Raw genomic sequence first — 15,154 nt, forward strand, 5'->3', positions numbered from 1 at the left:
CAATTTCCTCGATGGAGGAATAAAAAACCTTGAAAGGGGTGGGACTGAGGCGGGAAAACCCCAATAGGCGAGCCCCGCGGCGCGCGTTATCCTTCGCGCCGCACCCTCTGCGAGCACCGTTTGCATCCACACCGTACAAGGAGACCCCGATGACCCCCTTACGTACCCTCATCCTCGCCGCGGGCCTGGCCGCGCCGCTGCTTGCCCATGCCGACTGGCTGGTGGGCGTAGCCGGCCCCTTCACCGGCCAATACGCTTCCGCCGGCGACCAGATCAAGAAAGGGGCGGAAGCGGCCGCCGCCGACATCAACGCCAAAGGCGGCGTGCTGGGGCAGAAGATCAAACTCGAATACGGCGACGATGCCTGCGACCCGAAACAGGCCGTGGCCGTGGCCAACGCCCTCGTCAACAAGAAAGTGCAGTTCGTGCATGGTCACTGGTGCTCCAGCTCGACGATCCCGGCTTCCGACATCTACAACGACGCCGACATCCTCATGGCCACGGTGTCGACCAACCCGCAGGTGACCGAACGCGGCCTGAAGAACCTCTTCCGCATCATGGGGCGAGACGACCAGCAGGGCTCGGTGATCGGGCAATGGATCGCCACTAAATTCAAAGACAAGAAAGTCGCCGTACTCGACGACAAGAGCGCCTACGGCAAGGGGCTCGCCGACGAGATCGCCAAGGCGATGAGCGCCGCCGGCAAGGAGCCGGCGCTGCGTGAATCCCTCACCGCCGGCGAGAAGGACTATTCCGGCATCGTCACGCGGCTGAAGAACGCCGGCGTCGACGTGCTCGCCTACGGCGGCTATCACACCGAGGTCGCGCTCCTGTTGCGCCAGTCCGACCAGGTGGGGCTACCTCTCGTCATCGTGGGCGGCGACACCATGACCAACTCCGAGCTCGTCTCCGCCGCCGGCCAGCTCGCCGATCGCGTCTACTTCACCTTCACGCCCGATCCGCGCAAGAATCCGCAGGCCGCGCCCATCGTCGAGCGCTTCCGCGCCGCCCAGATCGAGCCCGAGGGCTACGTGCTCTACGCCTACGCTGCCCTGCAGCTCTTCGAGCAGGCGGTGACGCAGGCCGGTGGGGTCGAGCGCGCCAAGCTCGAGCCGGTGCTGCGCAAGGGGACATTCGACACGGCCATCGGCACGCTGGAATTCGACGAGAAAGGCGACCTGAAGAAACCGGCCTTCGCCATTTACAAGTGGACCGGCGGGCGCTACGACTACGCCGAGTAAGGCACGACGGGCGCACGAGGGAGATACGCCTTTGGGCTACGCGCTGCAGCAGCTCATCAACGGGCTGACCTTGGGGGCGATGTACGGCCTCATCGCCATCGGTTACACGATGGTGTATGGCATCATCGGCATGATCAACTTCGCCCACGGCGAAATCTACATGATCGGCGCCTTCCTCTCGGTGCTCACGTACGTGCTGTGCGCCGCGCTGGGAATCGGGCCGACGCCGCTCGTGCTGCTCGCCATGCTCTTCGTCTCGGTCGCTTTCACCGCCCTCTACGGCTGGGCGGTCGAGCGCCTCGCCTACCGGCCGCTGCGCGGGGCGCCGCGCCTCGCCCCGCTGATTTCGGCCATCGGCATGTCCATCTTCCTGCAGAACTACGTCCAGCTCACGCAGGGGGCGCGCATCAAGTCCGTGCCGCCGCTGTGGCAGGGAGGGGTGACGCTGTGGTCGGCCGATGATTTTCACGTCACTTTCGGCTGGGCCCAGCTCACCGTGATCGTCGTCACGCTCGTCGTCATGACCGGCTTTGCCTGGATGATCACGCGCACGTCCTTCGGTCGCCAGCAGCGCGCCTGCGAGCAGGACCCCAAGATGGCCGCCCTGCTGGGCATCGACGTCGATCGCACCATCTCGCTCACCTTCATCCTCGGCGCGGCGCTGGCGGCCGTCGCCGGGATGATGGCGGTATTGCAATATGGCGTGATCGATTTCACCATCGGCTTCATCGCCGGCATCAAGGCGTTCACCGCCGCAGTACTCGGCGGCATCGGTTCCATTCCCGGTGCCATGCTGGGCGGCCTGCTCATCGGCCTCGTCGAGGCGTTCTGGTCGGCCTATCTCTGGCCGGAGTACAAAGACGTGGCCACTTTCTCCATCCTCGTGCTGGTACTGCTCTTTCGCCCCACGGGGCTGCTGGGCAAACCCGACGTGGAGAAAGTGTGATGACCGCCGCCGCGCTCCGTGCGTCTTCGCCGCTTGCCCTGCGCCTGCGCGATGCGCTCGCCGTCACGGTGCTCGGCGGGCTGCTCGCCTTGCCTTTCATCGGGCTCGTCACCGTCGAAGCAGGCGGAGCGCTCGCCGTGCGCACCCGCTGGGGGGCGTGGGGGGCGACGCTCGCGGCGCTCTTCTTCGGACGGTTGCTGTTGCGGGCGGCACTCGATGCCTGGCGCAGCCGCAGACCGGCCCGCAAGCGCGCCGTCTTCTCGAGCGGGGACGTCGTGCTGCGCCGCGCCGCCGGCACGAGCCTGCTGGCGGCGGCGCTTCTGCTGCCGGTCTTTTTCGCCGACAACCGCTACGTGATCGACACGGCCACCACCCTGGGCATCTACGTGATGCTCGGCTGGGGACTCAACGTGGTGGTAGGGCTCGCCGGGCTTCTGGATCTGGGCTACGTCGCCTTTTACGCCGTGGGCGCTTACACCTATGCTCTCCTGTCGACGCAGTTCGGCTGGAGCTTCTGGGCGGCGCTGCCGGCGGCGGGCGCCTTGGCGGCGCTCTTCGGCATCCTGCTCGGCTATCCGGTGCTGCGGCTTCGCGGCGACTACCTCGCCATCGTCACCCTGGGCTTCGGCGAAATCATCCGCATCGTGCTGCTCAACTGGACTTCCTTTTCCGGCGGACCCAACGGCATCGGCAGCATTCCCCGCCCGAGCTTCTTCGGGTTGCCGTTTGCGCGCAGCGCCGAGGGGCACACCTTCCATGAATTTTTCGGGCTGGAATTCTCGCCCATGCACCGCTTCATCTTCCTCTACTACCTCATCGTGGCGCTGGCGCTGCTCACGCATGCCCTCATCAGCCGCTTGCGCGTCCTGCCCACGGGACGAGCCTGGGAAGCGCTGCGCGAAGACGAGATCGCCTGCAAGTCCCTGGGGCTCAATACCACCACCGTCAAGCTCTCGGCGTTCGCCACCGGGGCGATGCTCGCCGGCTTTGCCGGCGTCTTCTTCGCCGCCCGGCAGGGATTCATCTCGCCGGAGAGTTTCACTTTCGCCGAATCGGCCACGATCCTCGCCATCGTCGTACTGGGCGGCATGGGGTCGCAGCTCGGCGTGGTGCTCGCCGCGGCGGTGCTGGTCGTACTGCCGGAAGTGGGGCGCCAGTTCGCCGACTACCGCATGCTCGTCTTCGGTGCGGCCATGGTCACCATCATGGCGGTGAGGCCCATGGGCCTGCTCGCGCGGCGCGAACCCACCGTGCGCCTGAACCCGTCGCGGAGCAGCGCGCCATGACGCCGCTCCTCACGGTAGACCACCTCGTGATGCGCTTTGGCGGCATCACCGCCATCGACGAGCTCTCGCTGCAGGTGCCGCGCGGAGCGATCACCGCCATCATCGGCCCCAACGGAGCAGGCAAGACGACGCTCTTCAACTGTCTCACCGGTTTCTATCGCCCCAGTGCCGGTCGCATCCTGCTGCACGAGGACGATGGCAGTGAGCGCGACCTCACCCGCCTCAAGGGTCACCGCATCGCCCGCGAGGCGCGCATCGTGCGCACGTTCCAGAACATCCGCCTCTTCGGTGGCATGACGGTGCTGGAAAATCTGCTCGTGGCCCAGCATCAGGCGCTCACGCGGGCGTCGCGTTTCGCCCTTGCCGGTTTGCTGCACACACCGGGCTATCGGCGTGCCGAACGCGAGGCGATCGAACTCGCCCGGCGCTGGCTCGCCGAGCTGGGGCTCACCGCCTTTGCCGATACGCCGGCCGGTGCCTTGCCCTACGGCACCCAACGCCGCGTGGAAATCGCCCGCGCCCTGTGCGCGCGACCGCGCCTGCTGTGCCTGGATGAGCCGGCCGCCGGCCTCAATCCGCGCGAATCGGCCGAGCTCAAGGCGCTGCTCACGGCGCTGCGCGACGCACACGGCTTGACGCTGCTCTTCATCGAGCACGACATGAGCGTAGTGATGAACGTGTCCGATCACGTGGTGGTGATGAACTTCGGGCGCAAGATCGCCGAAGGGCCGCCCGAGGCGGTGCGCCGCGATCCGGAAGTGATCCGTGCCTATCTGGGCGAAGAAGACGAAGAGGCCGCCGATGCTTGAATTGCAGCACGTCAGCGCCCACTACGGCCCCATCCAGGCGCTCGCCGAGGTCGACCTGGTGGTGCGCGCCGGCGAGATCGTCACGCTCATCGGGGCGAACGGCGCCGGCAAATCCACCTTGATGACGACGCTCTTCGGCACCCCGCGCGCGAGCAGCGGCCGCATCCTGCTCGAGGGCGAAGACATCACGGCGCTGCCGCCGCACCGTATCGCGCGCCGCGGCATGGCCCTCGTTCCGGAGGGGCGGCGCGTCTTTGCCAAGATGAGCGTCTACGAAAACCTGCTGTTGGGGGCCACACCGCTCGACGGGGCTCACGTCGAAGAAAACCTGCGGCGGGTCTTCTCGCTCTTTCCCGTGCTCGAAACGCGCCGCGCCCAACGTGCCGGCACACTCTCCGGCGGCGAGCAGCAAATGCTGGCCATCGGGCGGGCACTGATGAGCGAACCACGCCTGCTGTTGCTCGACGAACCCTCGCTGGGGCTCGCGCCGCTCGTCATCCGCACCATTTTTCGCACCATCGTCGCCCTCAACCGCGAACACGGACTCACCATCCTGCTGGTAGAACAAAATGCCCGGCAGGCATTGAAGATCGCGCACCGCGGCTACGTGCTACAAAACGGACGTATCGTGCTCGAAGGCAGCGGTGCCGCCCTGCTCGCCGATTCCCAGGTGCGCGCCGCCTACCTCGACGCTGCCTCATGATCGAACGCCGGCTGATCGCCTATCTCGTCGCCGTGGGTGGGATGTTGTCGATCGCCGCCGGGGCGATCTGCGCGCGCCTCGCCCAGGGCGAGGGCGTGGAATCGCTCGCCGTGGCCGCCTGGCGTCTCACCTTCGCCGCGCTCGCCGTGGCACCCGTGGCGATCTTCTTCGACCGGGCCTCGCTGCGCGCCATGACCCTGCGGCAAATCGGCCTCGCACTGCTCGCCGGCACTTTCCTCGCGCTGCATTTCGCGCTGTGGATCCGCTCGCTCGCGCTGACGTCGGTCGCCTCGAGCACGGTGCTGGTCACCACCAACCCCATCTGGATCGCCCTCGTGGGCTTCCTCTTCCTGCGCGAGCGGTTCAACCGCACACTGCTCGCCGGCATGGCGCTCGCGCTCGCCGGCAGTCTGGCCATCTTCTGGAGCGACCGGCACACGGGCGGTGCCGATTCTCTATGGGGCAACTTCCTCGCCCTTGCCGGCGCCTGGTGTTTCTCGGCCTACCTACTCCTGGGGCACCGGTTGCGGGCGCGGCTCACCCTACCGGCCTACGTCTTCAGCGTCTATGCGAGCGCCGCGATGCTCCTCATGCTCGCCTGCCTGCTCACCGGCACACCTCTATCGGGTTGGTCGGTCGAGGGCTGGGAGGCGCTTCTGCTCCTTGCGCTGCTGCCGCAGGTGGTGGGGCACACGGCCTACAACTGGTCGCTGCGCCATGTCTCGGCCGCTTTCGTGGCCATCGTCACCCTGGGAGAACCCGTCGGCAGCAGCCTGCTGGCCTGGCTCGTGTTCGACGAGCGGCTCGGCGGCCTGCAGGCGCTCGGTTTCGTGCTGCTGCTCCTGGGCATCGGCCTCGCGGCGCTGGGCGAGAATCAACGCACCGCCGCCCGCGCGCTCGCCGCCCAGTAAGGGAGACGCTGAAGAAATGAGCGAGCGGGATGAAGCGCAAGGCGGAAGGTAGCGCAGCGACCGAGACATATCNCAAGGGTGAAACGGGGCTACAGCCCCGCCAGGCATACCGACTTCAACTCCAGATACTCCTCCACCCCATACTTCGAGCCCTCGCGCCCGAAGCCGGACTGCTTGATGCCGCCGAAAGGTGCCGCCTCGTTCGAAGTCGACCCCGTATTGACGCCGACCACGCCGACTTCGAGCGCCTCGGCCACGCGCAGGATGCGGCCGACATCGCGCGCGTACAAATACCCTGCCAGGCCGTAGTCGGTGGCATTGGCCAGCCGCACCCCTTCCTCTTCCGTGCCGAAACGCTGCAGCGGGGCCACCGGCCCGAAGATCTCCTCGTGCGCGATGCGCATCTCGGGCGTGATTCCCTCCAGCACCGTCGGCGCATAAAAAAGCCCGTGCAAACGCCGACCGCCGCACAAGAGCCGCGCCCCTTTCTCGAGCGCGTCGTGTACCAGGGTTTCCACCTTGACGAGCGCCGCCTCGTCGATGAGCGGCCCCACCGTCACCCCCGGCTGCCAGCCCGGCCCGACGGTGAGTTTGCCCACCTCCTCGACGTAGCGGCGTACGAACGCATCATAAATCCCCTCTTGCACCAGGATGCGGTTGACGCACACGCAGGTCTGCCCCGAATTGCGGTATTTCGAGGCGATCGCCCCCTGCACCGCGGCCTCCACGTCCGCGTCGTCGAACACGAGAAAAGGCGCGTCGCCCCCGAGCTCCAGCGACAGGCGCTTGAGCGTGGCGGCGCTTTGCGCCATCAGCAGCCGCCCGACCTCGGTCGAGCCGGTGAAAGAGATCTTGCGCACGCGGGCATCGGCAGTGAGGGCCCTGCCGATCGGCACCGGATCGGCGCCGGTGACCACGTTGAGCACCCCGGCCGGCATGCCGGCACGCTCGGCGAGCCGCGCGAGCGCCAGGGCCGTGAGCGGCGTCTGCTCGGCCGGTTTCACCACCACCGTGCAGCCCACGGCCAGCGCCGGCGCCACCTTGCGCGTGATCATCGAGGCGGGAAAATTCCACGGCGTGATCGCCGCACAGACGCCCACCGGTTGGCGCAGCACGAGAAAACGCCGGTCGGCCCGATTGGTCGGCACGATCTCGCCGTAGATGCGCTTTCCTTCTTCGGCGAACCACTCGACGAAGGCCGCCGCGTGCGCCACTTCGCCCCGCGCCTGCGCGAGCGGTTTTCCCTGCTCGTGCATCACCAGCTCGGCCAGCGCCTCTTGCGCCTCGCGCATCAGAGCCGCCCAGCGCGACAGCACCGCTGCGCGTTCCTGGGGCAGGCTCCGCCTCCAGGAATCGAACGCCGCCGCAGCCGCCGCGATCGCCCGCTGCGTCTCGCTCCCACCCATGTCCGGCACCTCGGCGAGGCGCTCGCCGCTTGCCGGATCGAAGACGGGAAAACGCCTTCCCGAATCGGCCTCACACCATTGCCCTCCGATCCAGGCCCGCTCAACCAGCAAACCCTTCGCCCGCACCGCCTCCAGCGACATTCTTCGCTCCTTTCCTCTCATCATGCGCACAGCCGCCCGACGATTCTACCCCCGAGCGCCGTGCACCATGCCCGCGCTGCACCGGGGTGCGATAAACTTATGGTCTCATCGCCCAGGGCACGACGTCATGAAAGAGACCCATTATCTCCAGCCGCTGCTCGAACCGCGTTCCGTCGGCATCATCGGCACTTCCGACCGCCCCGGCTCGCTCGGGCAGACCGTCACGCGTAACATACTGGAAGCCGGATTCCACGGGCGACTCTTCCTCATCAACCCCAATCACGAGACGCTCTTCGACCTGCCCTGCTACAAGTCCGTCGAAGACGTGCCGCACCGGCTCGACCTGGCGGTCATCTGCACCCGGCCCGACCGCGTTCCTGGCATCGTCGAAGCCTGTGGCCGCGCCGGGGTCAAGGCCATCGTCGTGCTCAGCTCCGGCTTCTCCGAATCCGGACCGCGCGGCAGCCATCTCGAACGCCAGGTCATCGAGATCGCCCGGCGCTACAAAATGCGCGTGCTCGGACCCAACTGCCTCGGGGTCGTACGCCCGAGCATCGGACTCAATGCCACGTTTGCCCATACTTCCGCCATCAAGGGGTCCATCGGACTCGTGTCGCAGTCGGGCGCCCTGTGTGCCGCCGTGCTCGACTGGGCCAAACCCAACGGCGTGGGTTTTTCCGCCGTCGTGTCGCTGGGCGTGTCGGCCGACGTCGATTTCGGCGACGTACTCGACTTTCTCGCCACCGACCACCGCACCGAATCCATCATCCTCTACATCGAAGGCATCCGCAACGCGCGCCGCTTCATGAGCGCGCTGCGCGCCGCCGCCCGCGTCAAGCCCGTCCTGGTACTCAAGGCCGGGCGCCGACCGGAAGTGATGCAGGTCATTCTCGCCCACACGGGCAACCAACCCGGCAACGACGCCGTATTCGATGCCGCCCTGCGCCGCTCCGGCGTGATCCGCCTGTACAACATCAGTCAGCTCTACGCGGCTGCCACCGCCCTCTTCGCCCGCCTGCGTCCACGCGGCAACCGGCTCGCCATCATCACCAACGGCGGCGGCCTCGGAGCGATGGCGGCCGACCGTGCCGCCGATCTGAAAATCCCCCTGGCCAAACTCAGCAGCGACACCCTCGGGCGGCTCGATGCCTTCCTGCCCGAATCCTGGTCACACGGCAACCCCCTCGACATCCTGGGCGATGCCGATGCCGAGCGCTACCGCAAGACTTTCCAGATCGTGCTCGAATCACCCGAAGTCGACGGCGTGCTCCTCATCCTCACGCCACAGGCCATGACCGACCCCACCGCCGTGGCCGAAGCGATCATCGAAGAAGAAAAGCACGCCGAAAAGCCCGTCGTCACCTGCTGGCTCGGACAGGAGCTCGTCGAAGAGGCACGGCAGAAATTCATCGCCGCCGGCATTCCCACGTTCGAAGCGCCCGAGCCTGCGGTCGAGCTCTTCTCGCACGTCTCCTCCTACTACCGCAACCAGAAGCTCCTCGCCCAAACACCAGCTCCTCTGTCGCACCACGAGCCGCCGCGCGTGGAGAATGCGCAGCTCGTCATCGAAACGGCGCTCTCCGAGCGGCGCAACCGTCTCAACGAAATGGAATCGAAAGCCATCCTCGCGGCTTTCCACATTCCCATCGCCCAGACGGTGGTCGCGCGCAGTGTCACCGAGGCCATGGTGCTCGCCGAAGAGCTGGGCTTGCCCGTGGCGATGAAGATCGATTCCCCCTCGGTGATCGACAAAGCCGACTCGGGCGGCGTACGCCTGAACCTCGGCTCCTTGGCCGCGGTACGCACCGCCTATCAGGAGATCATCGCCGACGTCAAGAAGAACGTGCCCGATGCGGTGATCAACGGCGTGGCCATCGAACCGATGGTCATCAAGCGTCATGGGCGAGAACTGGCGATCCGCGTGCGCCGCGACCCCATCTTCGGGCCAGTGATCCTCTTCGGTGAGGGAGGCAGGCGGGTAGGCATGGAAGAGGACATGAACGTGGCCCTACCCCCCTTGAACGGCTTCCTCGCCCAGGATCTCGTACGCAACAGCCGCGTCTACCCCATGCTTCAGGAATACCGAAACATGCCGGCGATCGCCTTCGACAAGCTCGAACAGGTGCTGTTGCGCGTCTCCGAGATGGTATGCGAACTCCCCTGGATCGACTACCTCAGCATCAATCCGCTGGTGGTCGACGAACGGGAAGCCATCGCTCTGGATGCCAAGATCACCATCCAGCCCATCAATCCCTCGGCGGATCGCTATGCCCACATGGCGATCCACCCCTACCCTTCGCACCTCATCCACATCTGGACCCTGGGTGACGGCACCGAGATCACCATCCGGCCCATCCGCCCCGAAGACGCCGAGCTCGAGGCCGAGTTCGTGCGCCGCCTCTCGCCCGAGACCAAGTACTTCCGTTTCATGACCACGCTCAACGAGCTGCCTCCGCCCATGCTCGCGCGGCTCACCCAGATCGACTACGACCGCGAAATGGCCTTCATCGCCGTCACCAAAGACAAGAACGGCGAAGAGATCGAACTGGGCGTGGCCCGCTATGCCGTGAACCCCGACGGCGAATCCTGCGAGTTCGCCATCGTCGTCGCCGACGAATGGCAGGGTCGGGGGCTCGCCCGCCGCCTCATGCAGATCCTCATCGAAACGGCCCGCAGCCGGGGTCTGAAATACATGACCGGCGTCTTCCTTGCCAACAACGAGCGCATGCTGCGTTTCGTGCAGAGCCTCGGCTTCACCCTCACCGACGACCCCGAAGACCGCACCATCAAGAAAGGCATCCTGCCGCTGCAAGGTTCCTGACCATGCCCACCGTCCACATCGACACCCACCGCCTCGGCGAACTCCCGGCGCTCACCCTCTCGCTGGGTGAAGCCCGCGCCACCCTCACCCCGTTCGGCGCCCAGGTCCTCTCCTGGATCCCCGAAGACGGCCAGGAGCGGCTCTATCTGAGGAGCGAATCCGCCGCTCTCACCGGAGCGCAGCCCATCCGCGGCGGCATCCCCATCATTTTTCCCCAATTCGGCACGCTCGGCTCCGGAGCGCGCCACGGCTTCGCCCGCACCCACGCCTGGCGCATTGACGAGACGCGCCAAGGCGAAGACTACGTGCTCGTGACCCTGCAGCTCGACCCCACCCTGCTCGAACCCGGCGCACGCACCACCTTCCCTCACGACTTCCTCGCCGAAGTCACCGTGCTCCTCTCCGAGCGACGCCTGGACGTGGAACTCGCCGTGCGCAACACCGGCACCGCCCCTTTCACCTTCACCGCGGCGCTACACACCTATCTGGCCGTACCCGAGATCGAGCGCAGCGCCCTGCAAGGACTGGGCGGCAGCGAATACACCGACCCGGCCGACCCCCGCCTGTGGCACGCCGAAGCGGAGAACGTCACACGACTGGAGCCGCCGCTCGACCGGCTCTACCGTGGTGGCGAACGCGTGCTCACGCTCGCCACCCCCACCCTGCGCACCGAGATCGCACAGGCCGGTTTCGGCGAGACCGTACTCTGGAACCCCGGCGAAGCCGGCCCCGCCGACCTCCCCGCCGGTGCCTGGCAGCGTTTCGTCTGCATCGAGGCCGCGCAGGCGAGCGTCCCCGTGTCGCTCGAACCCGACGAGGAATGGGCTGGACGACAGGCACTCATGCTCCCCGAACGTTGACCGCCGTCGCGCCGACGGCCACAATCCGCCTTTTCCTGCCAAGACGATAGCCGATGTCGACGATCGAAAACCGAATCGCCCAAGAACTGGGCGTCGCGCCGCGCCAGGTGATGGCCGCCGTGGCACTGCTCGATGCCGGATCCACCGTCCCCTTCATCGCCCGCTACCGCAAGGAGCTCACTGGCGGGCTCGACGACACGCAGCTGCGCCAGCTCGAAGAGCGTCTGGGCTACCTGCGCGAACTCGAAGCGCGCCGCGAAGCGATTCGCTCCTCCATCGCCGAGCAAGGCAAACTCACCGCCGAACTCGACGAAAAGCTGCGCGCCGCCGACACCAAACAGGCGCTCGAAGACCTCTACCTCCCTTATCGCCCCAAACGGCGCACCAAGGCCATGATCGCCCGCGAGGCGGGGCTGGAGCCGCTCGCCGACGCGCTCGCCAGCGACCCGCTCGCCGAACCGGAAGCGCTCGCCGCCGCTTACCTCAACCCGGACGCAGGCTTTGCCGACGTCAAGGCCGTGCTCGAGGGGGCGCGCCAGATCCTCGCCGAGCGCTACGCCGAAGATGCCGATCTGCTCGCCGAGCTGCGCGCCCTCTTCGAGCGGGAGGCCCATGTCCATAGCCGCGTCGTCGAAGGCAAGGAAACGGAAGGCGCCAAGTTCCGCGACTGGTTTGACCACCACGAACCGATCGCCGCCATCCCCTCGCACCGGGCGCTCGCCCTGCTGCGCGGGCGCAACGAAGGCGTGCTGCGGCTCAGCGTCGACGTCCCCCATGACGAAGATCGTCCCCACCCCGCGCTCGCCGTCATGGCGCGCCGCTATGGCCTGGCCGACCAGGGGCGCCCCGCCGACCGCTGGCGGCTCGACACCGCCCGCTGGGCCTGGGCGACCAAGCTCTCGGTCCATCTCGAACTCGACGCCCTCAACCGCATGCGCGAGCGCGCCGGCACGGAAGCGATCCGCGTCTTCGGGCGCAACCTCAAGGAACTGCTCCTCGCCGCCCCGGCCGGCGCCCGCGTGACCATGGGCATCGACCCGGGCATCCGCACCGGCATCAAGGTTGCCGTGGTCGACGCCACCGGCCGCGTGATCGCCACCGACACCCTCTACCCCTTCGAGCCGCGGCGCCACTACGAGCCGACGATCGCCGCGCTCGCCGAGCTCATCGCCCGGCACAACGTCGAACTCATCGCCATCGGCAACGGCACCGCCAGCCGCGAGACCGAACGCCTCGTCTCCGAGTGCCTGGCGCGCCACCCCGAGCTGCGGGCGCAAAAAGTGGTCGTCTCGGAAGCCGGCGCCTCGGTCTACTCCGCCTCCGAGCTCGCCTCGCAGGAACTCCCCGAGCTCGACGTCTCCCTGCGCGGTGCCGTCTCCATCGCCCGCCGCCTGCAGGATCCGCTCGCCGAACTCGTCAAGATCGATCCCAAGTCGATCGGCATCGGTCAGTATCAGCACGACCTCGACGCGACGCAACTGTCGCGCACGCTGGACGCCGTGGTCGAGGATTGCGTCAACGCCGTCGGCGTCGACCTCAACACCGCCAGCCCCGCGCTGCTCGCCCGCGTCTCGGGGCTCAACCGTAGCATCGCCGAAGAGATCGTCGCCTGGCGCCAGCGCCACGGCGGATTTCGCCGACGCGAGCAACTGCGCGAGGTTCCGCGCATCGGCCCCCGCACCTTCGAGCAGGCCGCCGGATTCCTGCGCATCCCCGAAGGAGACGACCCCCTGGATGCCTCCGCCGTGCACCCCGAAGCCTATCCCCTGGTGCGCAAAATCCTCGAGCGTATCGGCAAGGACGTGCGCGAAGTCCTCGGCCAGCGTGCCCTCATCGAGACGCTCGACCCGGCCGAATTCACCGATGAGCGCTTCGGGCTGCCCACCGTGCGCGACATCCTCGCCGAGCTCGTCAAGCCGGGGCGCGACCCGCGCCCGGAATTCCGCACCGCACGCTTCGCCGAAGGAATCGAGACGCTCGAAGACCTCCGCCCCGGCCAATGGCTCGAAGGCGTGGTCACCAACGTCACCAATTTCGGCGCCTTCATCGACATCGGCGTGCATCAGGATGGTCTCGCCCACGTCTCCGAGCTCTCCGAGCGCTTCGTGCGCGACCCGCACGAAGTCGTCAAACCAGGGCAAATCGTGCGGGTACGCGTGCTCGAAGTCGACCTCGAGCGGCGCCGCATCGCTCTGTCGTTGAAAAAGGAACGTGCCGAAGCGGCACCGGCAGCCCGGCCCCACGCCGAACCTGCCGCCAAGGAAGCGCGTCGCCCCGCCCAGGCGGCCAAACCCGCCAAGCCTGACCGGCGCGAATCCCCTGCCCCCGAGAGCGCCCTCGCCCAGGCGCTCGCCCGCGCCCTGGAACGCTGAGGTTCGCCATGCACGACGCCGTCCAACCCTTCCTCATCGACAACGCCGACATCCGCGGCGCCCACGTGCGCCTGGTCGACGCCTGGCAAGGCATCCTCGCCCGCCGGAACGATCCCCCCGCCGTGCAGCGCCTGCTCGGCGAACTCGCCGCCTTCGCCGCCATGATCGCCGCCCGGCTCAAGGATCCCACCCGCATCACTTTCCAGGCCCAAGGAGAAGGCCCGGTGAGCCTGCTCGTGGTCGACCTCGGCCCCGATCGCAATTTGCGTGCCTTCGCCCGCTACGAGCCCGATCGCGCGCCGCGACCCGATGCCGATGCACGCGAGCTCCTGGGTGAAGCCCAGCTGCAGATGGTGCTCGACCTCCCGGTCTCGAAGGAGCCCTACGTGAGCATCGTTCCCTGGAACGGCCAGACGCTACGCGACACGCTGGAAGCCTTCCTCGCCCAGTCCGAGCAGCAGCCGGCGCGCCTGTGGCTCGCCGCCAACGAGCACGCCGCCGCGGGGCTCCTGCTGCAAAAGCTCCCTTCCGCCGATGAGAAGGACCCCGACGGCTGGAACCGCCTCACCCGCCTCGCCGATACCGTCACCGAACCCGAACTGCTCGCGCTCGACGCCCCCGAGCTCCTCTCGCGCCTCTTCCCCGAAGAGAGGGTGCGCCTCTTCACCGCGCTCGGCATCGCGCACGAGGTCAAGCCCAACGAGGCCGCCGTGATCCGGATGCTGCGATTACTCGGCCGGAAGGAAGTCGAAGCGCAACTCGAGCGCGATGGAGAAATCCTCGTGCGCGACGAGCTCGGCGGTCTGGAATACCGTTTCACCCGCGACGATCTTCCCCGCATCTTCACCGAGGACGACGGCGCCGCGCCCGCCACCCGCCACTGATCGAAAGGGTCAATCCGATGAGCGAAGAGGTACGATTCGAGAGCGGACGATTCGAAGGCATCGTCGTGCGCTCCCCCCTCGTGAGCCCAGCGCGGCTTGCCGACGTGCTACACAAGCGCTTTGCCGGCACCGAGAGCTATTTTGGCGGCGAGCCGGCCGTGCTCGATTTCTCCGAGGTAGGCGACTGGCCCGAACAGGTCGACTGGAGCGGCCTCGTGGCTTTTTTTCGCCGCCTCGGGCTGCAACCCATCGGCGTGCGCGGCGTGCCCGAATCGTTCGACGCCGCCCTGAAGCGCTTGCACCTGGCGGTACTCGACGAAGCAGCAATGCGCCTCGAAGCCGCGGCCACGCCCAAACCCGTCAAACCCCCACCCCCGCCGCCGGAATCGCCCTCGTCTGCGGAGCCGCTCGTCCCTGCGCCCACCAAGTTCATCGAACGGCCCGTACGCGCCGGACAGCAAATCTACGCCCCCGAGGGAGACGTCGTCCTCCTGGCCGGCTCCAATCCCGGCGCCGAAATCATCGCCGCTGGCAGCATCCACTGCTGGGGTCCCTTGCGTGGGCGGGTACTCGCCGGTGCCGGCGGCAATCTGCAAGCCCGCATTCTCGCCACCCACTTCGGCCCCGAACTCGTCTCCATCGCCGGCATTTACCGGACTTTCGAAAACGGGCTGCCCGCCTCTATCGCAAACCGTTCCGTCCAGGTAAAATTGCAAATTAACCAAGGGCAAAACCAACTGCTCATCGAACCCATCGATACCCTCTGAGAGGCTC

General features: G+C 67.2%; 12 protein-coding genes. 11 read left to right on the forward strand and 1 reads right to left on the reverse strand.

Annotated features, from left to right (window positions below; all coding sequences use genetic code 11):
* The first annotated feature begins 149 nt into the window (after positions 1–149).
* Genes GV368_RS09700 through GV368_RS09725 form a run of 6 tightly spaced genes read left to right on the forward strand, consistent with a single transcriptional unit; the run spans position 150 to position 5,896 of the window.
* Positions 150–1,241: a branched-chain amino acid ABC transporter substrate-binding protein gene (locus tag GV368_RS09700; protein WP_169116381.1), complete on the forward strand. Its 1,092-nt coding sequence runs from the start codon at positions 150–152 to the stop codon at positions 1,239–1,241.
* A gap of 31 nt (positions 1,242–1,272) precedes the next feature.
* A complete protein-coding gene (locus tag GV368_RS09705; RefSeq protein WP_169116382.1) occupies positions 1,273–2,187 on the forward strand; it encodes an ABC transporter permease subunit in 915 nt (304 codons plus the stop codon).
* Positions 2,187–3,473 carry a high-affinity branched-chain amino acid ABC transporter permease LivM gene (gene livM / locus GV368_RS09710; RefSeq protein WP_169116383.1) on the forward strand — a complete coding sequence of 429 codons (1,287 nt, stop codon included), beginning with the start codon at positions 2,187–2,189 and terminating at the stop codon, positions 3,471–3,473. Before GV368_RS09705 ends, livM begins: the two co-directional genes overlap by 1 nt.
* A complete protein-coding gene (locus tag GV368_RS09715; protein WP_169116384.1) occupies positions 3,470–4,282 on the forward strand; it encodes an ABC transporter ATP-binding protein in 813 nt (270 codons plus the stop codon). The genes livM and GV368_RS09715 overlap by 4 nt, the downstream gene beginning before the upstream one ends.
* Positions 4,275–4,985: an ABC transporter ATP-binding protein gene (locus GV368_RS09720; protein ID WP_169116385.1), complete on the forward strand. Its 711-nt coding sequence runs from the start codon at positions 4,275–4,277 to the stop codon at positions 4,983–4,985. Before GV368_RS09715 ends, GV368_RS09720 begins: the two co-directional genes overlap by 8 nt.
* A complete protein-coding gene (locus GV368_RS09725) occupies positions 4,982–5,896 on the forward strand; it encodes a DMT family transporter (protein WP_169116386.1) in 915 nt (304 codons plus the stop codon). The genes GV368_RS09720 and GV368_RS09725 overlap by 4 nt, the downstream gene beginning before the upstream one ends.
* An 89-nt stretch (positions 5,897–5,985) precedes the next feature.
* On the opposite strand, the gene GV368_RS09730 is transcribed toward GV368_RS09725, so the two are convergent.
* Positions 5,986–7,443, reverse strand: a complete 1,458-nt coding sequence (locus GV368_RS09730) for an NAD-dependent succinate-semialdehyde dehydrogenase (protein ID WP_169116387.1) — start codon at positions 7,441–7,443, stop codon at positions 5,986–5,988.
* Between the two features lie 127 nt (positions 7,444–7,570).
* Here GV368_RS09730 and GV368_RS09735 point away from each other — a divergent pair, with 127 nt between their 5' ends.
* Genes GV368_RS09735 through minC form a run of 5 tightly spaced genes read left to right on the forward strand, consistent with a single transcriptional unit; the run spans position 7,571 to position 15,147 of the window.
* Positions 7,571–10,264, forward strand: coding sequence for a bifunctional acetate--CoA ligase family protein/GNAT family N-acetyltransferase (locus tag GV368_RS09735; protein ID WP_169116388.1), 2,694 nt, complete (start codon positions 7,571–7,573; stop codon positions 10,262–10,264).
* A gap of 2 nt (positions 10,265–10,266) precedes the next feature.
* Positions 10,267–11,124, forward strand: coding sequence for a D-hexose-6-phosphate mutarotase (locus GV368_RS09740; RefSeq protein WP_142804819.1), 858 nt, complete (start codon positions 10,267–10,269; stop codon positions 11,122–11,124).
* Positions 11,125–11,177: 53 nt separating this feature from the next.
* Complete coding sequence (locus GV368_RS09745; RefSeq protein WP_169116389.1) at positions 11,178–13,496, forward strand: Tex family protein; 2,319 nt, start codon at positions 11,178–11,180, stop codon at positions 13,494–13,496.
* 8 nt (positions 13,497–13,504) lie between these two features.
* A complete protein-coding gene (gene hslO / locus GV368_RS09750) occupies positions 13,505–14,380 on the forward strand; it encodes an Hsp33 family molecular chaperone HslO (protein WP_169116390.1) in 876 nt (291 codons plus the stop codon).
* Between the two features lie 17 nt (positions 14,381–14,397).
* The gene (gene minC, locus GV368_RS09755) at positions 14,398–15,147 is read left to right on the forward strand and encodes a septum site-determining protein MinC (RefSeq protein ID WP_169116391.1); all 750 of its coding nucleotides are present in this window, start codon (positions 14,398–14,400) and stop codon (positions 15,145–15,147) included.
* Positions 15,148–15,154: the final 7 nt, after the last annotated feature.

Source organism: Tepidiphilus baoligensis (assembly GCF_012911495.1).
Taxonomy (GTDB): domain Bacteria; phylum Pseudomonadota; class Gammaproteobacteria; order Burkholderiales; family Rhodocyclaceae; genus Tepidiphilus; species Tepidiphilus olei.

Bases quoted from the DNA above. Each gene is read 5' to 3' on its own strand.
- GV368_RS09730 (WP_169116387.1), bottom strand. From the start codon at position 7,443: ATGTCGCTGGAGGCGGTGCGGGCGAAGGGTTTGCTGGTTGAGCGGGCC.
- minC (WP_169116391.1), top strand. From the start codon at position 14,398: ATGAGCGAAGAGGTACGATTCGAGAGCGGACGATTCGAAGGCATCGTC.
- GV368_RS09745 (WP_169116389.1), top strand. From the start codon at position 11,178: ATGTCGACGATCGAAAACCGAATCGCCCAAGAACTGGGCGTCGCGCCG.
- GV368_RS09700 (WP_169116381.1), top strand. From the start codon at position 150: ATGACCCCCTTACGTACCCTCATCCTCGCCGCGGGCCTGGCCGCGCCG.
- GV368_RS09715 (WP_169116384.1), top strand. From the start codon at position 3,470: ATGACGCCGCTCCTCACGGTAGACCACCTCGTGATGCGCTTTGGCGGC.
- GV368_RS09740 (WP_142804819.1), top strand. From the start codon at position 10,267: ATGCCCACCGTCCACATCGACACCCACCGCCTCGGCGAACTCCCGGCG.
- hslO (WP_169116390.1), top strand. From the start codon at position 13,505: ATGCACGACGCCGTCCAACCCTTCCTCATCGACAACGCCGACATCCGC.
- GV368_RS09720 (WP_169116385.1), top strand. From the start codon at position 4,275: ATGCTTGAATTGCAGCACGTCAGCGCCCACTACGGCCCCATCCAGGCG.
- livM (WP_169116383.1), top strand. From the start codon at position 2,187: ATGACCGCCGCCGCGCTCCGTGCGTCTTCGCCGCTTGCCCTGCGCCTG.
- GV368_RS09725 (WP_169116386.1), top strand. From the start codon at position 4,982: ATGATCGAACGCCGGCTGATCGCCTATCTCGTCGCCGTGGGTGGGATG.
- GV368_RS09735 (WP_169116388.1), top strand. From the start codon at position 7,571: ATGAAAGAGACCCATTATCTCCAGCCGCTGCTCGAACCGCGTTCCGTC.